Here is a 20,212-nt window from a genome sequence, read left to right on the forward strand (position 1 = left end):
GTACGCACGACACCTGGCCACCGGAAGGGCGAAGCCATGATGCGCCTTGTCGTCGATCTCAACAGATGTCAGGGATACGCGCAGTGCGCGTTCCTCGCTCCGGACGTCTTCACCATGCACGGCGAGGAATCGCTCGTCTACAACCCGCACGCCGAGGCGGAGCAGCGGGAGCGGCTGGCCCGCGCCGTCGCCGCCTGCCCCGTGCAGGCGATCACGGCCGACGGTCTGGACGTGGCCGTGGGGAGGACCTCCGATGCCGCCCGCTGACTACCTCGACTGGCTCCGGCGCGAGGGCCGGATCGTGATCGTGGGTGCCTCGCTGGCCGGGCTGCGCGCCGCCGAGACGCTGCGTGCCGAGGGCTTCGCCGGCGAACTCACCATGATCGGCGACGAGCCGTACGAGCCGTACGACCGGCCGCCGCTGTCCAAGGGGGTGCTGCTCGGCAAGGCGTCCCCGCTCCACACCGAGCTGCCCCACCGCCGGGAGGTCGACGCGAAGTGGCGGCTGGGGGTGGCGGCGACCGGTCTCGACATCGAGGCCAGGCGGGTACGGCTGGCCGACGGCGACGAGGTCGAGTACGACCGTCTGCTGATCGCGACCGGAGTGAGCGCCCGGCCCTGGCCCAAGGAGGACGAGGCCCGGCTGGACGGCGTGTTCACCCTGCGCACCCGGGACGACGCGGCCGCGCTGCTGCGGCGGCTGAAGGCCGGCCCGCGCCGGGTGTTCGTGATCGGCGCCGGGTTCACCGGTTCGGAGATCGCCTCGGCCTGCCGGGAGCACGGCATCGAGGTCACCGTGGCGGAGCGCGCGGGCGCGCCGCTGGTGGGCGCCCTGGGCGGGGTGATCGGCGCGGTCGCGGCCGACATGCACCGCGAGAACGGGGTGGACCTGCGCACCGGGGTCATGGTCACCGCGCTGGAGGGCGACCCGGCGGGCCGGGTGCGCGCCGTCCATCTGTCCGACGAGAACATCGTCGAGGCGGACGTCGTGATCGTGTCGCTCGGCGCGACCCGCAACACCGGCTGGCTCACCGGATCCGGTCTCGGCGCGGGCCCCCAGGGCATCGCCTGCGACGCGGGCTGCCGTGCCTTCGACTTCCGGGGCATCGTGACCGACGACATCTTCGTCGCCGGCGATGTCGCCCGGTCCCCGCACGCGCTGTTCGGCTACCAGTTCCTCTCCCTGGAGCACTGGGGCAACGCGGTCGCGCAGGCCGAGATCGCCGCGCACAACATGATCAGCCCGAGCGCCGAGCGCAGGCCGCACCTGTGGGTGCCGGCGTTCTGGTCGTCCCAGTTCGGGGTGAACATCAAGTCGGTCGGGGTGCCGCCGATGGGCGAGCAGATCATGATCACGCAGGGCTCGCTGGCCGAACGCCGGTTCGTCGGGGTGTACGGCTACAAGGGCCGGACGATCGCCGCGGTGAGCTTCGACAACACCCGGTGGCTGGAGTTCTACCAGCGGCAGATCGAGAAGGGCGCGCCGTTCCCGGTGGAGTTCCCGACGGTGGACCGCCGCCCCGAGGGCCGGGTGCCGGTCGACGCCGATTTCCCGGACCCCGCCCTGCCGACGCACGGCCCCATGGTGACCCTCAGCGGCTACTCGCCGACCGACCAGCAGCTGGTCTTCCACCCCGCCCGCCACTGACCGTGCCCCGGCCCCGACGCTCCAAGGACCTGTCATGACGACGCAGACCTCGATGTTGCGCCAGATCACCGACTTCGCGAACCGCGCCAACCCGTACCCGGTGTACGAGGAACTCCGCAAGACGCCGGTGCTGCATGAGGAGGACGACGGTCCTTACCTCATCAGCTCTTACCACGACATCGAGGCCCTGCTCCACGATCCGCGGATCAGCTCCGACGAGTCCAATGTGACCGTCGGCGGGCGGGACGACCTGTCCGGTCCGGAGGCGACGGGACTGCCGCCGAGCTTCATCCGGCTCGACCCGCCGGAGCACGACCGGCTGCGCAGGATCGCCAACAGCTCCTTCGGGCCACCGCACCGGCCGCTCCGGATCGAGAACATGCGGGGCCAGCTGGAGGAGATCATCACCGGTCTCATCGACGGCCTCGGGGACGCACGGGAGATCGACCTCGTCGACCAGGTCGCGTACCCCTTCCCGGTCACCGCGATCTGCCGGCTGCTCGGCGTGCCGCGCGAGGACGAGCCCCGCTTCCGTACCTGGGTCGACCCGATCGTCGCCGGCCTGGACCCCGACACCCGTACGGCCGCCGACTCCCAGCGCACCGCGCAGGAGGCCCGGCTGCAGCTCGGCATGTACCTGAACGGGCTGGTGGAGCAGCGCGCCAGGGAGCCCCGTGACGACATGCTGTCCGACCTGGTGCACAGCAGTGGTCCGGACGGTTCCATGACGACCATGGAGGTACTGAGCACCGCGGTGCTGCTGCTCATCGCCGGCCATGAGACGACCGTCAACCTGATCACCAACGGCATGCTCACACTGCTGCGGCACCCGGAGATCCTGGAGCGGCTGCGCAACGACCCGGGGCTGTCGGTGCGGATCGTGGAGGAACTGCTGCGTTACGAGCCGCCGGTGCAGCTCGTGCCGCAGCGCACCTGTATCGCCGACATCGAGGTGCGCGGGGTGACCATTCCCAAGGGCTCGCGCATCTGGCTCGTCCTGGGCGCCGGCAACCGGGACCCGGAGCGGTTCCAGGACCCCGACCGCTTCGACCCGGATCGCCAGGACATCCAGCACCTCGGCTTCGGCAGCGGCATCCACAGTTGCTTCGGCGCTCCGCTGGCCCGCATCGAAGCCCAGCTCGCGCTGTCGCAGCTGGCCCGCCGGCTCGACAATCCGCGGCTGGTCGAGGACCCGCCGCCCTATCGTCCCAACGCGGTGCTCCGCGGCCCGCGCCACCTCAACATCGCGATCGACGGGGTGAAGTGACGGCGGGTCAGGACTCGATCCTGCGCAACTGCACCAGGCCCAGCCAGGTTTCCGGGCCGGGCCTGGTGTAGGCGGCGCGCACCTGGTAGGTGCCGGGCTCCAGCGGGACCCGCAGATGGTCCCCGCCCTCGGCCTCGCCACCCGGCCAGGCGGAGTCGAACAGGACGACGGGGCCCGGCACCTGCCAGCGGATCTCGTTCTCCCACACGGCGGTGTCCAGCGCGGCGGGGACCTGGGCCAGGAGCTCGTCCTCGGAGTTGGCCGCGGACCAGCGTACGAACGTGCCGTGGTCCGGCAGGAAGGACGTCGAGGCGGGTTCGTCGCCGAGGACCAGGGCCGCGCTGTCCCCGACCGGGAGCAGTCCGACATAGCCGTCGACCTCGCAGGCCCGGTCGTAGTCGGTGGCCAGTTCCTCGCTGTCGGCTCCGGCCCAGAACGGCAGGACCGTCTCCGGGACCGCCACGAGCGGGCCGCCGCCCGACTCCACCCACTCCACCGCGCCTGGATCCGCATAACGAGTCATGGGGTGAACCTACACGTACAGCGACGGCGCACCTTCGCCCCCGGGAATCAGCAACCGCAGTCGCCCTGGACGGGTGCGGTCAGCGGGTCCGGATCCCGGCGCGCACGGCCCTGCCAGGTCTCGAACTCGAAGCCCTCACGCACCCAGTACTCGAACCCGCCGAGCATCTCCTTGACCCGGAAGCCGAGTTGGGCCAGCGCGAGGGCGGCCCGCGTCGCGCCGTTGCAGCCGGGACCCCAGCAGTAGGTCACCACGGGCACGTCCCGGTCGAGGAGTTGGTCCGCCTGCTCGGGGATGAGCGCGGTGGGCAGGTGGACGGCGCCGGGGATGTGGCCCTGGTCCCAGGACTCGGTGGAGCGGGAGTCCAGGACGACGAAGCCGGGGTCGCCGTCGGCGGCGAGGGCGGCGGCCACGTCGGAGACGTCGGCGTGGAAGACGAGGCTCGCCCGGAAGTGGGCGGCGGCCTCGGCGGGGGCGGCGGGGGCGACGCGCAGGACGGGGTTCACGGTGGTGGCGGGCATCTGGGGCCTTTCGCTGGCCGCCGGTGCGGCGGATCTCCTTGACCCGAAATCTACGGCCGGTGACCGACCGCCCTGAAGGTGTGATCCGCGGCCCCGGCCTTGTCCGGCCGGGGATTCCCTGTTATCCATCGCCCATGACCGTGTTTTCCCCGGACGCCACCGACTGGCGCATCCTCGATGTCCTCCAGCGCGAGGGCCGGGCCAGCTTCGCGGAGCTGGCGCGTGCCGTCGCGATGTCCCCGAGCGCGGTGACCGAGCGGGTGCGCCGCCTGGAGGAGGCGGGCGTGATCCAGGGGTACGCGGCCGTGGTCGACCCGGAGCGGCTGGGCCTGCCGATCCTCGCCTTCGTCCGGCTGCGCTACCCCAACGGCAACTACCGGCCGTTCCACGACCTGGTCGCCGCCACCCCCGAGATCCTGGAGGCGCACCACGTCACCGGCGACGACTGCTTCGTCATCAAGGTCACCGCCCGCTCGATGCGCCACCTGGAGGAGATCTCCGGCAGGATCGGCACCCTGGGCTCGGTGACGACGAGCGTCGTCTACTCCTCGCCCCTCCCCCGCCGCGCCATCGGCACCTAGACCCCGCGCTGGTGCAGCGCCGAGCCCGACCTGTCCTTCGCCACCTCCAGTTGGGCGTGGATGCGGCGGCGCAGGTCGGCGACATGGCTGACGATGCCCACGCTGCGGTCGCGTTCGCGCAGCGAGTCGAGGACGTCGAGGACCTCGTCCAGGGTCTGTTCGTCGAGGCTGCCGAAGCCCTCGTCGATGAAGAGGGTGTCGAGCCGGACCCCGCCGGCCTCGTCGGTGACGACGTCGGCGAGGCCGAGGGCGAGCGCGAGGGAGGCGAAGAAGGTCTCGCCGCCGGACAGGGTGGCGGTGTCCCGTTCCCGTCCGGTCCAGGCGTCGACGACGTGCAGCCCGAGGCCGCTGCGGCCGCGTCCGGTGCGGTCGTCGGAGTGGACGAGGGTGTAGCGGCCGGAGGACATGCGGTGCAGGCGTACGGTCGCGGCGGCGGCGACCTGTTCCAGGCGGGCGGCCAGGACGTACGACTCCAGCCGCATCCGGCGCTCGTTGTCGGCGGAGGTGCCGGCGGTGAGGGCGGCGAGCCGGGCGACCCGCTCGTACTCCTCGCGCAGCGGCCCGAGCCGGCGTACGCCCTCGGTGGCGCGGGCGGACAGCCGGTCGAGTTCGGCGCAGCAGCCGGCGGCCCGGTCCCGGGCGGAGGCGGCGTCGCGCAGCCGCCGGCCCGCCGCGGCGGCGTCGGCTTCCGCCGCGTCGAGGTCGGCGGGCGGCTGCTGGGCGGCCGCCGCGGTGTCGGCCTCCGCCAGTACCGCGCGCACCGCCGCCTCCTCGGACTGCCAGTCGTCCAGACGCCGTTGGAGTTCCCGGTGGGCGGTGTCGTCGAGGAGGGCGGCGGCCGCGGCCTGCGGGGTGTCGAAGCCGGCCCGGAAGGCGGCGTCGGCGAGCCGCGCGTCGGCGTCCTTCAGGTGCCGGGCGGTGTCGTCGGCGGCGCGGGCGGTGTCGGCGGCGTCGGTGAGCAGCGCCGTCTGCCGCTCCAGCTGCGCGGCCCGGGTGGCGACGCTGGCCGCACCGCTCCGGGCTTTCGCCAACTCCTCCTCCAGGGAGGCCTGTTGGGCGTCGAGGCCGTCACGCCGGGTCAGCCGGGAGGCGGCCCGGACCTCGGCCTGCTGCCGGCCGGTCAGCCGGCGCTCGCGCTCCTGCTCGGCGAGCCGCAGCTCCTCGTGTGCCGCGTGCAGGTCGGAGGCACCGCGCCGGGCTCGCGCGTACTCCTGCTCCAACTCGTCGGCCTGGGCGGCGAGTTGGCCGGTAGGCGTGTCGGCCGCCTCGGCGGTGGCGGCGGCCAGTGCCTCGCGGACGGTGCCGAGGCGCCGCTCGTCCCCGGCGTGCTGTTCGTCGGCGCGCTGGTAGGCGGCGAGCGCGCGCTCCTCCGCCTCCCGGTCGACGTGCCCCGCGAACTTCCGTGCGGGCGCGGGATGTTCGGTGGACCCGCAGACCGCGCAGGGTGCGCCGTCGGTGAGATCGGCGGCCAGCTCGGCGGCGATGCCGTTCAGCCGCTGTTCCTTGAGGTCGAGCCAGTGGGCCCGGGCGTCGACGGCCTGGCGCGCGGAGGTCAGGGCCGTGCGCTGGGCCTCGTCCGTGTCCCGGCCCAGCTCGTCCCGCAGCCGTGCCGCCGCCAGCCGCCGGTGGGCGGGTTCGCGCTGTACGGCGAACTGCTCGGCGCGGGTCGCGGCCTCCTGGGCGGAGTCGATACGGGACTGCAGTCCCGCGCGCAGGGCGTCCCAGTCGGCGAGCCAGGCCGCTGCCTCGCGCCGGGCGTCCTCGTCGTCCCGTTCCTGCCGGTCCAGGTGCCCGCGCTCGTCGACGACCTCGGCGAGCCGTCGCTCGGCCCGGCGCGCGGACTCCAGCCCGCCCAGCTCCTCGGCGGCCCGGCGGGCAGCGGTGGCGAGCCCTGCCGCTCCGGCTTCGGCGAAGGTCTCCGGCAGCAGCGCACGCGCGCGTGCCTCGGCGGCGGCCGCCCCGCGGTGCCCGGCCTCGGCGGCCTCCCGCAGCTCCAGCGCCGGCGCCACCGCCGCCGCCCGCCGCCCCCGCTCCATCCGCGCCTGCGTCTCATGGCGGTCCCCGGCCCGCTCCTCCAGCCGTCCGGCCCGCTCCCGCGCCTCGGCGAACCGGCCCTGCAACCGGGCCAGTTCGCGGACGGCGGCCAGTGCGCGGTCGGCGGCGAACTGGGCGGACTCGGCCGCGGTGAGGCGGCAGTGGGCGAGGGTGAGGTGCTCGCGGGCGGTGCTGCGGGCGACGGCGGCGGCGGTGAGGACGGCCTCGGCGAGACCGGGCTCGCCCGGGGTCAGCTCCGGCAGCTCCATCGCGTCGCCGGCTTCCTGCTGCATGCGGTGCGCGTCGGCCAGCAGCGCGGAGTCGCCCTCCCGCACCCGGGCCTCGGTCGTCCTGCGGCGCTCGGCGAGGCGCTTCTCGACGTCGGCGAAGCGCTGGGTGTCGAAGAGGCGGCCGAGCAGCTGGCCGCGGGCGCCTGCGTCGGCGCGCAGGAAGCGGGCGAAGTCGCCCTGGGGCAGCAGGACGACCTGGCAGAACTGCTCGCGGCTCATGCCGAGCAGCTGGCTGATCTCCTCGCCGATCTCCTGGTGGGAGCGGCTGAGGTCCTTCCACGCGCCGCCTGTCGCGTCGTACTCGCGCAGCCAGGTCTGGGCCTTGTCGAGGGTGGTGCCCGAGCCGCGTTTCTTGGGGCGCTCCCAGGGCGGCTGCCGGGTGATCTCCAACCGGCGTCCGCCGACGGTGAGTTCGAGGCGGATCTCGGTGCGGGTGGCCGGGTCGGCGTGGTCGCTGCGCAGGGTGAGGCCCTGGCCGCTCTGGCGGGCGCCCGGGACAGTGCCGTACAGCGCGTAGCAGACGGCGTCCAGGACGGAGGTCTTCCCGGCGCCGGTCGGGCCGTGCAGGAGGAAGAGCCCGGCGCCGGAGAGCGCGTCGAAGTCGACACTCTGGGTGGAGCCGAAGGGGCCGAAGGCGGTGATGTCGAGCCGGTGCAGCCTCACCGCACGGCCTCCGTGTTCCGTCGCGTGTGGGTCCTCACCGCGCCACCTCCCGCACCGTGGCGTCCGCGCGCACGGCGTCGAACGCCTCGCCCAGCACGGTCAGTTCCCGTTGGTCGGGGCCGGCGCCGCGGACATGGGCGACGAAGTCCTCGGCGATCTGGCGGTCGGTGCGGCCGGCCAGGCGGCGGGCGTAGGTCACGTCGGGGTCTTCCGGGGCGCGGTCGGGGGCGAAGACCAGGCTGAGGGCGTGCGGGAAGCGGTCGGTGAGGCGGGCCATGGGGTCGGCGGGGCGGACCGGGTCGGTGAGGGTGGCCTCGATCCAGGCGTCCTCGTGCCGGGTCAGGGCGGGGTCGGCGAGCAGGTCGTCGAGCGTGCCGCGGATGCGGGCAAGCGGGCGCGGGACCGGGCAGTCGAGGCGTTCGGCGGTGACGGCGCCGTCGGCGGCCAGGTCGACGAGCCACATGCTCTTGCGGTGGTCGGCCTCGGAGAAGGAGTAGGCCAGCGGGGAGCCGGAGTAGCGGACGCGCTCGGTGAGGGTCTGGCAGCCGTGCAGATGGCCGAGTGCCACGTAGCCGACGCCGTCGAAGACTCCGGCGGGGACGGCGGCCACTCCGCCGACGGTGATGTCGCGCTCGCTGTCGCTGGCCTCGCCGCCGGTGACGAAGGCGTGCGCGAGGACGACGGAACGCGTGCCGGGCGCGCGGGCGGCGAGGTCGGCGCGGACGCGGTCCATGGCGGCGGCCAGCACCGCCTCGTGCCCGGCCTTCTCGACGGCGAACTCGTCCTTCACCAGGGCGGGTTCGAGATACGGCAGGCCGTAGAAGGCGACGTCGCCGAAGGCGTCGGCGAGGACGACGGGCGTGCCGCAGGCCGACGGGTCGGTGCGCAGATGGATGCCGGCGCGGTCGATGAGACCGGCGCCGACGCCGAGACGGCGGGCCGAGTCGTGGTTCCCGGAGATCATCACCGTGGGCACGCCCAGGTCGGCGAGCCGGTGCAGGGCGTCGTCGAACAGCTCGACCGCGGCCAGCGGCGGGACGGCACGGTCGTACACGTCTCCCGACACGACCACGGCGTCGACGGCGTGCTCACGCACGGTCGCCACGAGGTGGCCGATGAACTCGGCCTGGGCGCCGAGCATGTTCACCCGGTGGAAGGCACGGCCGAGATGCCAGTCGGAAGTGTGCAGAAATCTCATGAAATCGCGCCGCCCTGCACATTCACCCCTGCTACCCCTCAAAAACCAGCACGAACCAGCACAGGCTCGCCATCAGCACCCACCACGCTAACGCCTGCCGTCCCCTGATCCACCACTACCCTCAGATTCACCATCACTTCTGACAGCATATGGCATGAGATGTTCCATAAAATCCGTTTGGTGGCTCTCACGGTCCCAGGTGGTGGCGGTGACCCCACGCTCCCGCAGGACCGCCTTGCGGACCTTGCCGGTCTCGGTGAGCGGCAGCTCCGGGACGGTGTCGACGTACCGGGGCACCGCGAAGGCGGGCAGCTCGCCCGCGCAGTGCCGCAGGAGGTCCGGAGCGTTCAGCAGGTGACCGGGCCGGGGGACGACCGCGACCATGACCTCGTCCTCGGCCAGTTCCGAGGGCACCGGGAAGGCCGCCGCGTCGGCGACCGCCGGGTGCGTGCGGACGGCCGACTCCACCTCCTGCGAGGAGACGTTCTCGCCGCGCCGGCGGATGACGTCCTTGATCCGGTCGACGAAGCGGAACCATCCGTCGGGTTCGCGGACCACCCGGTCGCCGGTATGCCGCCAGGCGGTGCGGTCCGGCTCGGGCTCCCCCAGGTAGCCGGTGCTGAAGGCGAACGCACGGGCGCTGCGGACCAGCAGCTCACCGGGCACGCCGTCCGGGACCGGGGCGAGGCGGTCGTCGACGACGCGCGCGGAGAAGCCGTCGCGCACCGTGCCCACGTAGCCGGGCCGCTGATGCTCGGGAGTCGACCCGATGACGAGGTTCGTCTCCGTGGAACCGAATCCGTCGACGAGAGTGACCCCGAACCGCTCGCGGAAGGGCTGCCACGCGGAGCCGGGGGTGGCCGGGGAGAGACCGCGCCAGGCCCGGTGCGCACGGTCGCCGGGGCCCGGGGGCTGGGCGAGGAGCATGGGCACCATCGCGCCCAGCAGGTAGACGGCGGTGGCACCGGCCCCGGCCACCCGCTCCCAGTAACGGGTGGCGGAGAACCGCTCGCCGATGACACAGCTCGCTCCGACGGCCATGGCGTGCGCCAGGGTGTTGAGGGCGTTGGTGTGGAAGAGCGGCAGGCAGGTGTACAGCACGTCGTCGGCGGTGAGGCGGAGCGAGTCCGCGACGTTGCGGCCCCACCACACGGTCTGGGCGTGCGGACAGCGCACGCCCCGCGCCGTTCCCGTGGTGCCCGAGGTGAACAGGACGAAGGCGGTGTCCTCCGGACGCACGCGGGCCGCCGGTACGGCGTGGGCCGCGCCCGGCACGGGGACGTCGTCCCCGCCCACGATCCACAACTCCCCCCGGAAGCCGGCCTCGACGGCGCGCCCGGCCGCCTCCGGTTCCGCGAGCAGGAACCGCGGTCCGGCCTCGCGCAGGACATGCCGCAGCCCGCCGGCCCGCAGGCCGGTGTTGAGCGGGACCAGCACCGCTCCCAGCCAGGCACAGCCGAGGATCAGGTCGACGACCTCGATCCGGTTGCCGGCCATCACGGCGACACGGTCGCCCGGCCGGCAGCCGCGCTCCGCGAGCGCTCCCGCCATCGTGGCCGCGGCCGTACGGGACTGCGCGTACGTCCGCGTCACCTCTCCCACGCGCAGGAAGGTCCGTTCACCGAAGTCCCGGGCCGCCGCGTCGAGCAGACCGGGGATGGTGTCGTTCACCGCAGCACTCCGGCCTCCCGGAGCTCCCGGACGCGCTCGGCCGGAAACCCGGCCACCTCGCTCAGTACGGCGTCGGTGTCGGCGCCGAGGACGGGTGCGGCCGTGCGGATCGCGCCGGGTGTGCGGGTGAGGCGGATCGGGACGCCCTCGTGCAGGAAGGCTCCCGCGACCGGGTGCTCCTTGCGCACGTAGAATCCGCGGGCCCGCAACTGCGGGTCGTGTTCGACCAGTTCACGGCCGTCCTGGACGGCTCCGGCCGGGACGCCGTGTGCCTGGAGCGCCTCGGCGGCGAGGTCGGCGGGCATCGTGCGGGTCCACTCCTCCAGCGCGGCATCGACCAGGGGTACCGCGTGCCTGCGTGCCTCGGCCGTCCGGGTCCGCTCGTCGGTGGCGAGTCCGGGGCGGCCGATCACCTCGCACAGCGCCGCCCATTCGGCATCGTCGCGCACGCTGACGGCCAGCCAGCGGTCGGCGCCGAGGCATCGGTAGACGCCCTGCGGGCTCCACCTCGGGTGAGTGTTGCCGCTCGGCTCCACCTGCGGTCCGCCGAGGAGGCTGGTGCCCATGTGGGCGGCGATCGCCTCCAGCTGGGACAGGTCGACGTGCTGCCCGCGCCCGGTGGCGGCCCGGTGTTCCAGCGCCGCCACCGTGGCGAGGGCTGCCTGCAGGCCCGCGACGATGTCGCCGTGACCGTAGATCACGCCGACCACGTCGCCCGGTCCCCAGCCGGTCAGTCCGGTCAGTCCCGAGCTCGCCGAGACCGTGTCGGCGTAGGACACCCAGCCGTTGCGCGGCCCGGTGTGCCCCATCCCCGACATGCTGACGTACACGAGGTCCGGGTTGATCCGGCGCAACTCCTCGTAGCCCAGGCCGAGTTTCTTCATGACCGTGGAACTGAAGTTCTCCACGAGCACGTCGCAGTGGGCGATGAGGTCCCGCAGCACCGCGACGCCTTCGCCGGTCCGGGTGTCGAGCGCGATGCTGCGCTTGTTGCGGTTGACCTCGTTGAAGTAACCGTTGGTGTCCGGGTTCGTGTGCGGGCCGCGGGACAGGTGCATGAAGGGGGCGAAGCGGGTGGGGTCGGGGCGGCCCGCGGACTCCACCTTGATCACGTCGGCGCCGTGGTCGGCCAGGATCTTCGTGCAGTACGGCCCGGCGAGGACCCACGTCAGGTCGAGGACCCGGATGCCGTGGAGGGCGGGGCGTACGGGGTCCTGCGGGTCCGCGGCAGAAGGTTTCGGACGGTGTTCGCCGAGCAGGTCCTGGTCCGCGCCCGGACCAGGTACGTCCAGCTCACGGACCCGGCGGCCTTCCGGGAACGCGAACGGGAAGCCCAGGTCGGTCCGCTCCCCCGCCTCGGTGCGGACCCGGGTGAAGAAGCCGCGGGCCTCGAGCTGCGGGTTGCGGGGAAGTTCGTGGGGCAGGTCGACGGCGGCCCAGGGCAGCTTCCTGGCCTGGGCCCGCTCCGCGAACTCGGCCTTCGGCCACGTCCCCACGAAGTCCTGGACGACCTTGAAGACGTGCTCCTGGTGCTTCTTGCGTTCGACCGGGTCCTGCCAGCGCGGTTCCGTGAGATCGGCCGCCGCGCCCTCCTCGCGCAGCCAGTCGAGCAGCGCGTCCCACATCCGCGGGCTGCCGCCTAGACCACCGCCCAGGTAGCCGTCGGCGGCCCGGAACAGACCGTGCGGAACCAGCGGATGGACGCGGCCCGGGCGTGGCGGCACCCGGTCCTCGTGCAGGTAGGCGAGGGTTCCGGCCTCCAGGGCCGCCGCCACGCATGCCTGGGCCGACACGTCGACGAGCTGTCCCGGGCCGCTCCGCCGGGCGCGCAGGCCGAGCACGGCGGCGATCGCCGCGTTGACGCCGGCGAGCTGCTCGGCCTGGTGCTCCGGGAGCCGCAGCGGCGGGCCGTCCGGATCACCGACCTGTGCGAGCATCCCGCCCAGCGCGGCCACCACGAGGTCGGTGCCCTGCCAGTCGGTGCGGGGGCCGACGAGGCCGAACGGGGTGACGCGGACGTGTACCAGGTGATCCAGACCGTCGGTGAGTGCCTCGGCTCCGCTCGGACTCCCGTCGAGCAGCACGTCGGCGCCCGCCAGCAGGCGACGCAGGTCCTCGGGCGTGGCGGGGACCACCGATCGCTTGCCCGCGTGCCAGTGGACGAACGCGTCGCCGTCGAGGTCGCGTCGGGTCGCGTCGCCTTCCGGCGGCTCGACGAGCACGACCTCGTACCCGAGCCCGACCAGCAGCCTGCCCGCGAACCGGGTGAAGGGGCTGGACAGTTCGACGACACGCACGGCGGTCTCGCTCATGTCTCCTCCCCGGAGAGTCAGTTGTGCCGCTGGTTCAGGAAGCCGGAGACGACGCTGTAGTAGTCGTACGGCCGTTCCTCCTGCGGGTGGTGGGAGGCCTCGCTGATCACGTGCAGGTTGCCCTTGGGGATCATGCGGGCCAGCATCAGCGGGTAGTCGGGGGTCAGGAACGCGTCGTGCATGCCCCACACGAAGAGCGTCGGCGCGGCGATCCGGCCGAGTTCGGCGGTGAGGTCCTGCCAGTCGCCGCGCGGGTTGTCGGAGGCGCCTGCCAGGGCTGTCTCCTCCGGGTCGAGGCTCTGTTCGTGGCGCAGGGTCACGGTGCCGTCGGGGATGGCGTCGGGGTCGAACCACTCCAGGCGGGCGATGAGTTCGCGCATCTTCTGCCACGAGGGGCCGGTGCCGCCGTAGTACACGTCGCGGGCGTTGCGGCCACGGCGGCCGCCCTCCGGCAGGGGGGCGAGCGGGCCGTAGAAGACGGGCATGCTGCCGGTGATCACCAGCGACCGTACGCGTTCCGGGTACTTGGCGGCCAGGTTGAGCGCGATGGTGCCGCCCCACGAGTTGCAGACGAAGTCGGCCCGCTCGATACCGAGTTCGTCGAGCAGTGCCACGGTCTTTGCCGCGTGGTAGTCCCACATGGGGCCCTCGATGACGGGCTTGGCGGACTTCCCGTACTGCAGGATGTCCACGAGCAGGCACCGGCGGTCCGCGGCGAACAGGGGTGCCACCTGCCCGAAGTCCGACCATCCGGTGCAGCCGGGGCCGCCGCCGTGCAGGAAGACCGTGGCGCTGCCCTCCCCCAGTTCGACGTAGTGGTACTTGACGCCGTCCGCTTCCGCGTAGGTGCCCTCCGGGGGCGCCTGGATGTCCATGAGGTCCATGGACCGATGGTGGGACGGCGGCGATCCCCGCCCAAGCGGAACGGTCCGCTGAGCGGGCCGGTTCCGTGGCGGCCGGCGCCGGCCGTCCCTAGCGTCCGGGCACCGGACGACCGCAGGAGGCAACGCATGATCCACAACACCGTGCTGGAGCTGGCCGAGGAACGGGCCCGGGCGTCGATCGGGAGTGCGGAGCGGCGCTCGCTGGGGATCGTACGGGCCGAGGACGCGGCGGAGTTCGCGCGGGCGGCCGGGGAGAGCACGCCGTGTCTCGTCGATCCCGCCTGCGCCGACTTCGCCGTCCATCCGATGTACGTGGTGAGTCTGTTGCGCGGGGCACCCGGGGCCGACCCGGCGGAGTTCCGGCCGGACGGCATGTACCGCGACGAGGTGCCCGGCACCGACGGGCTCGACGTCCGGCTGATGGCGGGCGGGCAGGCCGTGCGCTGGATCGGGGCGGTGCGGCCGGGAGACCGGATCGAGATGCGGCGCACGCTCACGGCCGTGGAGCGCAAGGGCAGCGGCGAGGGCTTCCTGCTGCTCACCGTGGAGAAGGTGTACGGCGCGGAACGGGGGACGCTGGTGGAGGTCACGGAGAGGTTCATCGTCCGATGACGGAGCAGGCGCGGCGGATCGTCGTGGGGCAGGCGGTCCTGCCCGTGGAGCTGACGCCCGATGCGGTCACCCTGCTGCGGTTCGGCGCGGTCACCCGCAATGCCCATCGCATCCACTACGACACCGGGTTCGCCCGGTCGGAGGGGCTGGCCGGGCCGGTCGTGATGGCTCAGCTGCACGGCTGTCTCTTCTACCGTGCCGCCGCGGAGTTCGCGGGCACGGGCGGACAGGTGCGGGAGGTGGGGTGGCAGAACCGGGCGCCGGCCCACGTGGGTGACCGGCTGGTGGTGACCGGCACCGTGGCGTCCGTGGACGCGGTCAGCGGTGCGGTCACTCTCGATCTGGTCGAGCACTGCGGTGCCGAAGGCGTGGTGTGTTGCCGGGGGCGGGCGGTGGTGGTCCCGGGGTAGACGGGCCCAGGGGGTGCACCGCGGTCGGCTCGTCCTGGGGGACCAGCGCATACGATCCGTGGACGAGAAGTGTGCGGCCGACGACCGGAGGTGTGCCGATGAGCAAGCCCGAGCTGGAGTTCCACCGGCCCGACGCGCCCTGGACCACACCACCGGGAGCCGCCCTCGGCGTACAGGAACAGACCCTCGCCGAGGACCCGGCCACCGGTGCCCGCACCGCGCTCGTGCGGTGGGCGCCGGGCACCGACACGTCCGCCCAGGGCGTGACACGGCACGGCTTCTGGGAGGAGGTCCACCTCCTGTCGGGAGCCCTGCACGACCTCACGCTGGACACGACCTTCATCGCCGGCATGTACGCGTGCCGCCCGCCCGGCATGCCGCACGGGCCCTGGACCTCCGAGGACGGGGTGACGATGCTGGTCATCACCTACCCCGACCCGGCCGGCCGAGCGGCACCCTGAGCGTCGGGACCGGGGCGCGCGTCGCCGGCCGCGGGTGCGGCGCCGGGGTCCTTCAGTCCAGGTCCAGCACCACCTTGCCGATCGCCTCGCCGGTCCGCAGCCGGTCGGCGGCCTCCGCCAGCCCGTCGAGGCCGTGGCGCTCGATCTCCAGGGTCAGCGCCCCCGACCGCAGGTCGGCCAGCAGGCCCTCCGCGTCGGCGGCGACCTCCTTCCCCCGCGACATCAGGTTCACCGGCAGCACGGACACGTCGGCCAGCAGGAAGTCCGCGAGGTCCACGGTGAACTCGCGTCCGGCGGTGTAGCCGACGAGCGCGGCCCGGCCCCGCGGGCGGACCAGCGGGAGGGCGTCCCGCAGCACCGGGCCGCCCACCGTGTCGATGAGGACGTCGAACTGCCCGCCCGCCGACTCCGCGGACAGTTCGGCGGCGAGGACGGGCTTGGCGGGAGCCGGGACGTGACCGAGCTTGGCCGGCCGGCCGACCACGCCGACCACCTCGGCTCCGGCCCGCGCGGCGACCTGCACGGTCAGCGCCCCGACCGCGCCCGCCGCGCCGGTCACGAGCACCCGCTCCCCCGGTCGTACGGCGGCGACCGTGTGCACCGCCGCCCACGCGGTGCCCGCCGGCGAGAACCAACTGCACGCCAGGGCGGGGTCCGTGCCCTCCGCGACCGCCTCCACGGCGGCGTCCGGCACCAGCGCGTGCTCGGCCCAGCAGCCGTCGCGGCGCAGGCCGAGGCCCTTCCCGCCGAGCCGGACGAGGCTGCCCTCGGGGTGGGTGTCCGAGGCGAGGACGACCCCGCATCCCGTGGTGCCCGGTACCGCCGGCAGATCGGGGAGGATGCCGAACCTGCCGTCCACGACGTTCAGATCGAGGTGGCCGACCTGGGCCGCCCGCATCCGTACGAGGGTGTGGCCGGGGCGGGGTTCCGGCACCGGGCGCTCCACCAGGCGGGGCAGGGAACCGAAGGTCTCCAGGACCAGGGCGCGGGACGTACCGGTTGTCACAGCTTCACTCCGTATCGACGCAGAACGCGGGACGCGACGATCCGCAGGACGCGGTCGAAGACGAACCCGAGGATTCCCAGGGTGATGATTCCGACGAAGACCCAGTCGATCCGCCCGTAGTTGCGGGAGGTCCAGATCAGTGAGCCGAGCCCGACCCGGGAGGCGACGATCTCGGCGGAGACGATGGTCAGGAAGCTGTTGCCCATGGCGAGGCGCGCACCGGTGACGATGTGCGGCACGGTCGAGGGCAGCACGATCCCCTGGAGGATCTGGCGGCGGCTCGCGCCCAGGTTCTGCGCGGCCCGCAGCTTCGACTCGCTCACGGCCAGCACGCCGGCGCTGGTGTTCACCGTGACGATGAAGACGGCCGTGTAGAAGATCAGGACGACCTTGGACGACTCGCCGATGCCCAGCCACACCACCGCCAGGGTCACGAAGGCGACCGGCGGGATGAACCGGAAGAACTCGATGTAGGGCTCCAGGAGTTGGCGTACCACCGGGACCTGTCCGACGAGCAGACCGACCGGTGCGCCGACGAGGACGCCGAGCCCCCAGCCGATCAGGATCCGCCGGCTGGAGGCGACGATCGAGTTGGTGAGTGTGCCGTCCGCCGCCAACTGGCGTGCGGCGCTGAGGGTTTCGCTCGGGGAGGCGACCAGCGAGGAGCCGTACCGCATCGCCAGCAGCTGCCAGACGCCGAGACCGACGAGGACGGACAGGGTGTACATCCCGATCGTGCGCAGCCGTCGTACGCTCGCCCAGGCCGGGCGTTTGCGGCTTTCCGCGCTGCCGGCGGCGGCAGCCGTCGCGACGGTCATCGCTCGTCCTCCTCGGTGTCGAGCCCTTGGTCGCGCAGCGCCTTGCGGACCTCTTCGCCGATGTCCTCCCGCAGCCGGCGCCGCAGTTCGACGGCGGCCGGATCGTCCTCGTCCCGGGGCCTGGGCAGGTCCACCGGATAGACGGACTTCACCGAGGCCGCCGGGCCCGCCGTCATGACGGCGATCCGGTCGGCCAGCAGGATCGCCTCGTCGATGTCGTGGGTGACGAAGACGACGGTGCAGCCCGAGGCGCGCCAGACGCGGTCCGTCTCCTCCTGCATCACCTGCCGGGTCTGCGCGTCGAGCGCCCCGAACGGCTCGTCCATCAGCATGACGCCCGGTTCGTTGGCCAGTACGCGGGCGATCTGCACCCGCTGGCGCATGCCACCGCTGAGCTGCCCCGGAAAGCGGTCCGCGCAGTGGCGCAGCCCCACCAGGCCCAGGTACTCGTCGGCGAGCTTCGTCTGTTCCGCGCGTGAGGCGCCGCGCATCCGTGGGCCGAACGCCACGTTCTGACGCACCGTCATCCAGTCGAACAGCGCCTCGCTGCTCTGGAAGACCATGCCCAGCTCCGGATCGGGACCGGTGATCGGGGAACCGCCGACGGACAGAGTGCCTTCGTCCGCGGTCACGAAGCCCGCCATGGCGGACAGCAGCGTCGACTTGCCGCAGCCGCTGGGGCCGAGCAGGCAGAGGAACTCACCGGCGGCGATGTCGAGGGAGATGTTCCGTACGGCCTGGAAGGAGTCGAAGCGGATACCGACGCCGTCGGCGGTCAGGGCCGCGCCGCGGCGACCGGTCTGCGGGGGGTGGGTCCCCACGGCCTCCGTCATGAGGTTCCCTTCAAGTGCTGGGTGAACCAACCGCGTTGGACGGCCGCCGACACGTCCGGTTGGGCCTTGACCTTGCCGGTGTCGACGAAGAACTTGGCCGTGTCCGCGTATCCCTTGAGGTCGGCGGCGGTGAAGTCGCGGGCTCCGAAGTCGATTTCCTTGATGGCGGTCAGGGTCTGGGCCGCCGGGACCTTCACCGCTTTTTCGGTCGCCTGGGCCGCGGCCTCGGGGTCGGTCTCGGTCAGCCGGGACGCCTCCTCCAGGGCCTGTGCGACCTTGGTGGCGGTGTCGGAATTGGCCTTCAGCCAGGCGGCGCTGGTGAGCAGCCACTGGGAGTAGGTCACGCCGTAGGCGCCGGTGTTCTCCAGGATCCTGCCGCCCTGTGCGACCCCCTTGGTGGGCCAGGGCTCCCACAGCACGTACGCGTCGACGTCGCCCTTCTTCATCAGCGCCGGGATCTCGGGCGGGTCGGCGGTGACGAACTCGACCGACTTCGGGTCGATGCCCTTCGACTCCAGGAACCGGGTCGCCGCGAGTTCGGACAGCCCCGGGGCCACGGCCATCTTGCGGATCTTCGCAGGGGACGCCACCTTCGGGCCGAGGACGACCTTGAGGTACTTCCCGGACTGCTCGTAGACCATCAAGGACCGCAGGTCGGGGTCCTGGGGCAGCATGCTGATGGTGGTGCTGTCCGAGTTTCCGGACATCTGGACCTGGCCGGCGACGAGGTTGTTGACGCCTTCGCTGCCCTGCCCGAACTGGACCAGCTCGACGTTCACACCGTGCTTGGCCCACAGGCCTTCGGCGTCGGCGAGGAAGAAGGGCGCGTACGAGGCGTCGATACCGACGCCGATGCGGATCGTGGGGCCCGCGGCGCTCTGGCCGGAGCCGGCGGCGGAGTCGGTGGTGGCCGCGCTGCACGCGGAGAGCGTGAGCAGTGCGACGGCGAGGGCGGCGGGGCCTGCGAGGGGGTGGCGTGTCGTGGACCGTGTCTCCATGAGTACCTCAGGGGTCGATGGGAGACCGCCGGCTTCGGCTGGTCGGTGGGGGGCGGCACGGGATTTGGCGCACCGTAGAACGGAGGGTGTCCGTCGCGCATCGACAAGGGTCCGCTGAACGGGACGCGCAGGTGGGCCCCGGTCTTCCGGCGGCTCCACGCGACCCGGTCTGCTCAGCGGACCGGGTCCCTTGGGCGGATCCTGCGGCCCGCCGCATGCTCACCTCACAGCTCACCCGGCAGCAGGAGGACGCCCACGATGACGGTCGACGACTCTCCCGACACACCGCCCCCGGTCCGGAGCCGCCGCAGACCAGCAGGAGAGCCCGGCCGCCAGGACTGGAAGTCGTGGCCGCACTACGACGCCGCGGGCGCGGGCTTTCGCGGGTACTGGTATCCGGTCACCTGGTCCAGCCACATCACCGCCGATCCGCTCCCGTTCACGATCTGCGGCGAGAAGATCACACTGATCCGGGACGGCGGCACCGCGTACGCGCTGCACAACCGCTGTCCGCACCGCGGTGTGCCGCTGTCCGAGGGCAACCAGCAGTTCCCCGGCACGGTCAGCTGCCCGTACCACGGCTGGACCTTCGACCTGCCCACCGGCAAGCTGGCCGCGGTCATCACCGACGGGCCCGGCTGCCGCCTGACCGGCAAGGTCTCGGTGCGGACGTACCCGGTCGAGGAGCGCCTCGGCATGGTGTGGGTGTACATCCCCCTCGCCGACGAGGAACCGCACCCCATCGACTCGCAACTGCCCGAGGAACTCGTCTCCAACGCCTTCGTGATGGGCGGCCGGATCGATCCGCGCAGCGGCAACTGGCGCTTCGCCTGCGAGAACGGCTTCGACGAGGGCCACGCCAAGTACCTGCACCGCACGGCCCTGTGGCGGCTCTTCAAGCCGATGCCCACCTGGAACATCACCCGGATCGTGGCCAAGGGCCGCTGGATCTTCCGCGTGCAGGACGAGGTGTACTGGGAGGCGGAGTTCCCCGGCGTCGGCCGCTGGACCAACAAGCGCTGGTGGAAGGCCCAGCCGCCGAAGGAGACCTTCAACATCGGCAACACGGGCAAGCCCGACAAGGTCGACCCGACGATCGAGGCCCAGGAGTTCCCCGGCTTCGCGTCGCTGTCGATGCCCGGCGTGCTGCGCATCGCGTATCCGAACTTCATCCACTACGAGTTCTACGTCCCCGTCGACGAGGACAACCACCGCTACGTCGGCGTGATGGTCAACTTCACCGAGGGCTGGGACACCCTGCGCTTCTACGGCAAGTACCTGGGCGCGATCCGCTGGCTGTTCCACGGCCAGTTCTCCGGCCAGGACGCGTGGATGGTCGACATCACCGACGCACCCCCGGAGAAGCTCTACCGCCCCGACATCTCGCTGACCGCCTGGCGGAACCTCAGCGAGGAGGAGTACGGCAAGAAGCTCGCCGGCAGCGGTTCCCATGCCGGCACCGACGAGAAGAAGGCATGACCA

Annotated in this window: 19 protein-coding genes; 8 read left to right on the forward strand and 11 right to left on the reverse strand. The window is 72.6% G+C overall.

The features are described 5' to 3' along the window. Window positions 1-39 precede the first annotated feature (39 nt). The 3 genes from ACFWXC_RS37325 to ACFWXC_RS37335 are packed head-to-tail and all read left to right on the forward strand — an operon-like array spanning window position 40 to window position 2,915. On the forward strand, window positions 40-267 hold the full coding sequence (locus ACFWXC_RS37325) for a ferredoxin (protein ID WP_384485968.1): 228 nt from the start codon (window positions 40-42) through the stop codon (window positions 265-267). Further along, complete coding sequence (locus ACFWXC_RS37330; protein ID WP_384485880.1) at window positions 254-1,648, forward strand: NAD(P)/FAD-dependent oxidoreductase; 1,395 nt, start codon at window positions 254-256, stop codon at window positions 1,646-1,648. Before ACFWXC_RS37325 ends, ACFWXC_RS37330 begins: the two co-directional genes overlap by 14 nt. 34 nt (window positions 1,649-1,682) lie before the next feature. After that, window positions 1,683-2,915 carry a cytochrome P450 gene (locus tag ACFWXC_RS37335; RefSeq protein ID WP_384485882.1) on the forward strand — a complete coding sequence of 411 codons (1,233 nt, stop codon included), beginning with the start codon at window positions 1,683-1,685 and terminating at the stop codon, window positions 2,913-2,915. A 7-nt stretch (window positions 2,916-2,922) separates the two neighbouring features. Here ACFWXC_RS37335 and ACFWXC_RS37340 read toward each other — a convergent pair whose 3' ends face one another. Both ACFWXC_RS37340 and ACFWXC_RS37345 read right to left on the reverse strand, forming a co-directional pair. After that, window positions 2,923-3,438, reverse strand: a complete 516-nt coding sequence (locus ACFWXC_RS37340; RefSeq protein ID WP_384485884.1) for an immunity 21 family protein — start codon at window positions 3,436-3,438, stop codon at window positions 2,923-2,925. A gap of 47 nt (window positions 3,439-3,485) precedes the next feature. Continuing rightward, a complete protein-coding gene (locus tag ACFWXC_RS37345; RefSeq protein ID WP_384485886.1) occupies window positions 3,486-3,959 on the reverse strand; it encodes a rhodanese-like domain-containing protein in 474 nt (157 codons plus the stop codon). A gap of 134 nt (window positions 3,960-4,093) precedes the next feature. On the opposite strand from ACFWXC_RS37345, the gene ACFWXC_RS37350 reads away from it, so the two are divergent. Continuing rightward, the gene (locus ACFWXC_RS37350) at window positions 4,094-4,540 is read left to right on the forward strand and encodes an Lrp/AsnC family transcriptional regulator (RefSeq protein ID WP_360495034.1); all 447 of its coding nucleotides are present in this window, start codon (window positions 4,094-4,096) and stop codon (window positions 4,538-4,540) included. On the opposite strand, the gene ACFWXC_RS37355 is transcribed toward ACFWXC_RS37350, so the two are convergent. The 5 genes from ACFWXC_RS37355 to ACFWXC_RS37375 all read right to left on the reverse strand — a co-directional run bounded on the left by ACFWXC_RS37355 (window position 4,537) and on the right by ACFWXC_RS37375 (window position 13,592). Beyond that, window positions 4,537-7,527, reverse strand: a complete 2,991-nt coding sequence (locus ACFWXC_RS37355; protein WP_384485888.1) for an AAA family ATPase — start codon at window positions 7,525-7,527, stop codon at window positions 4,537-4,539. The two genes, ACFWXC_RS37350 and ACFWXC_RS37355, sit on opposite strands and share 4 nt — an antisense overlap. Window positions 7,528-7,561: 34 nt before the next feature. Next, window positions 7,562-8,725 carry an exonuclease SbcCD subunit D gene (locus tag ACFWXC_RS37360; protein WP_384485890.1) on the reverse strand — a complete coding sequence of 388 codons (1,164 nt, stop codon included), beginning with the start codon at window positions 8,723-8,725 and terminating at the stop codon, window positions 7,562-7,564. Window positions 8,726-8,812: 87 nt separating this feature from the next. Next, window positions 8,813-10,396 (reverse strand): AMP-binding protein, encoded by a 1,584-nt coding sequence (locus ACFWXC_RS37365; protein ID WP_384485892.1) that lies wholly within the window; start codon window positions 10,394-10,396, stop codon window positions 8,813-8,815. Continuing rightward, window positions 10,393-12,708: a CoA transferase gene (locus ACFWXC_RS37370; RefSeq protein ID WP_384485894.1), complete on the reverse strand. Its 2,316-nt coding sequence runs from the start codon at window positions 12,706-12,708 to the stop codon at window positions 10,393-10,395. Before ACFWXC_RS37370 ends, ACFWXC_RS37365 begins: the two co-directional genes overlap by 4 nt. A 17-nt stretch (window positions 12,709-12,725) precedes the next feature. Next, complete coding sequence (locus ACFWXC_RS37375) at window positions 12,726-13,592, reverse strand: alpha/beta fold hydrolase (protein WP_384485896.1); 867 nt, start codon at window positions 13,590-13,592, stop codon at window positions 12,726-12,728. 126 nt (window positions 13,593-13,718) lie between these two features. Between ACFWXC_RS37375 and ACFWXC_RS37380 the strand changes: the two genes are divergently transcribed. The 3 genes from ACFWXC_RS37380 (at window position 13,719) to ACFWXC_RS37390 (ending at window position 15,075) form a co-directional block, all read left to right on the forward strand. Further along, window positions 13,719-14,204, forward strand: coding sequence for a MaoC family dehydratase N-terminal domain-containing protein (locus ACFWXC_RS37380; RefSeq protein WP_384485898.1), 486 nt, complete (start codon window positions 13,719-13,721; stop codon window positions 14,202-14,204). Beyond that, window positions 14,201-14,614, forward strand: a complete 414-nt coding sequence (locus ACFWXC_RS37385; RefSeq protein ID WP_384485900.1) for an acyl dehydratase — start codon at window positions 14,201-14,203, stop codon at window positions 14,612-14,614. Before ACFWXC_RS37380 ends, ACFWXC_RS37385 begins: the two co-directional genes overlap by 4 nt. 98 nt (window positions 14,615-14,712) lie before the next feature. Next, entirely contained in the window at window positions 14,713-15,075 is a 363-nt protein-coding gene (locus tag ACFWXC_RS37390; RefSeq protein ID WP_384485902.1) for a cupin domain-containing protein, read from the forward strand. A gap of 52 nt (window positions 15,076-15,127) precedes the next feature. Here the strand turns inward: ACFWXC_RS37390 and ACFWXC_RS37395 are convergent, their stop codons facing one another. Genes ACFWXC_RS37395 through ACFWXC_RS37410 form a run of 4 tightly spaced genes read right to left on the reverse strand, consistent with a single transcriptional unit; the run spans window position 15,128 to window position 18,730 of the window. Then, the gene (locus ACFWXC_RS37395) at window positions 15,128-16,081 is read right to left on the reverse strand and encodes a zinc-binding alcohol dehydrogenase family protein (protein WP_384485904.1); all 954 of its coding nucleotides are present in this window, start codon (window positions 16,079-16,081) and stop codon (window positions 15,128-15,130) included. After that, a complete protein-coding gene (locus ACFWXC_RS37400; RefSeq protein WP_384485906.1) occupies window positions 16,078-16,899 on the reverse strand; it encodes an ABC transporter permease in 822 nt (273 codons plus the stop codon). Before ACFWXC_RS37400 ends, ACFWXC_RS37395 begins: the two co-directional genes overlap by 4 nt. Then, a complete protein-coding gene (locus tag ACFWXC_RS37405) occupies window positions 16,896-17,732 on the reverse strand; it encodes an ABC transporter ATP-binding protein (protein ID WP_384485908.1) in 837 nt (278 codons plus the stop codon). The genes ACFWXC_RS37400 and ACFWXC_RS37405 overlap by 4 nt, the downstream gene beginning before the upstream one ends. After that, window positions 17,729-18,730, reverse strand: coding sequence for an ABC transporter substrate-binding protein (locus tag ACFWXC_RS37410; protein ID WP_384485910.1), 1,002 nt, complete (start codon window positions 18,728-18,730; stop codon window positions 17,729-17,731). Before ACFWXC_RS37410 ends, ACFWXC_RS37405 begins: the two co-directional genes overlap by 4 nt. 258 nt (window positions 18,731-18,988) lie before the next feature. On the opposite strand from ACFWXC_RS37410, the gene ACFWXC_RS37415 reads away from it, so the two are divergent. Next, window positions 18,989-20,209 carry a Rieske 2Fe-2S domain-containing protein gene (locus tag ACFWXC_RS37415; protein ID WP_384485912.1) on the forward strand — a complete coding sequence of 407 codons (1,221 nt, stop codon included), beginning with the start codon at window positions 18,989-18,991 and terminating at the stop codon, window positions 20,207-20,209. Window positions 20,210-20,212: the final 3 nt, after the last annotated feature.

Origin of the sequence: Streptomyces sp. NPDC058683, assembly GCF_042716195.1 — a bacterium.
Taxonomy (GTDB): domain Bacteria; phylum Actinomycetota; class Actinomycetes; order Streptomycetales; family Streptomycetaceae; genus Streptomyces.

Excerpts from the sequence above, each read along its gene's own strand:
- ACFWXC_RS37325 (WP_384485968.1), top strand. The coding sequence starts at position 40 with ATGCGCCTTGTCGTCGATCTCAACAGATGTCAGGGATACGCGCAGTGC.
- ACFWXC_RS37330 (WP_384485880.1), top strand. The coding sequence starts at position 254 with ATGCCGCCCGCTGACTACCTCGACTGGCTCCGGCGCGAGGGCCGGATC.
- ACFWXC_RS37335 (WP_384485882.1), top strand. The coding sequence starts at position 1,683 with ATGACGACGCAGACCTCGATGTTGCGCCAGATCACCGACTTCGCGAAC.
- ACFWXC_RS37340 (WP_384485884.1), bottom strand. The coding sequence starts at position 3,438 with ATGACTCGTTATGCGGATCCAGGCGCGGTGGAGTGGGTGGAGTCGGGC.
- ACFWXC_RS37345 (WP_384485886.1), bottom strand. The coding sequence starts at position 3,959 with ATGCCCGCCACCACCGTGAACCCCGTCCTGCGCGTCGCCCCCGCCGCC.
- ACFWXC_RS37350 (WP_360495034.1), top strand. The coding sequence starts at position 4,094 with ATGACCGTGTTTTCCCCGGACGCCACCGACTGGCGCATCCTCGATGTC.
- ACFWXC_RS37360 (WP_384485890.1), bottom strand. The coding sequence starts at position 8,725 with ATGAGATTTCTGCACACTTCCGACTGGCATCTCGGCCGTGCCTTCCAC.
- ACFWXC_RS37370 (WP_384485894.1), bottom strand. The coding sequence starts at position 12,708 with ATGAGCGAGACCGCCGTGCGTGTCGTCGAACTGTCCAGCCCCTTCACC.
- ACFWXC_RS37375 (WP_384485896.1), bottom strand. The coding sequence starts at position 13,592 with ATGGACCTCATGGACATCCAGGCGCCCCCGGAGGGCACCTACGCGGAA.
- ACFWXC_RS37380 (WP_384485898.1), top strand. The coding sequence starts at position 13,719 with ATGATCCACAACACCGTGCTGGAGCTGGCCGAGGAACGGGCCCGGGCG.
- ACFWXC_RS37385 (WP_384485900.1), top strand. The coding sequence starts at position 14,201 with ATGACGGAGCAGGCGCGGCGGATCGTCGTGGGGCAGGCGGTCCTGCCC.
- ACFWXC_RS37390 (WP_384485902.1), top strand. The coding sequence starts at position 14,713 with ATGAGCAAGCCCGAGCTGGAGTTCCACCGGCCCGACGCGCCCTGGACC.
- ACFWXC_RS37400 (WP_384485906.1), bottom strand. The coding sequence starts at position 16,899 with ATGACCGTCGCGACGGCTGCCGCCGCCGGCAGCGCGGAAAGCCGCAAA.
- ACFWXC_RS37405 (WP_384485908.1), bottom strand. The coding sequence starts at position 17,732 with ATGACGGAGGCCGTGGGGACCCACCCCCCGCAGACCGGTCGCCGCGGC.
- ACFWXC_RS37410 (WP_384485910.1), bottom strand. The coding sequence starts at position 18,730 with ATGGAGACACGGTCCACGACACGCCACCCCCTCGCAGGCCCCGCCGCC.
- ACFWXC_RS37415 (WP_384485912.1), top strand. The coding sequence starts at position 18,989 with ATGACGGTCGACGACTCTCCCGACACACCGCCCCCGGTCCGGAGCCGC.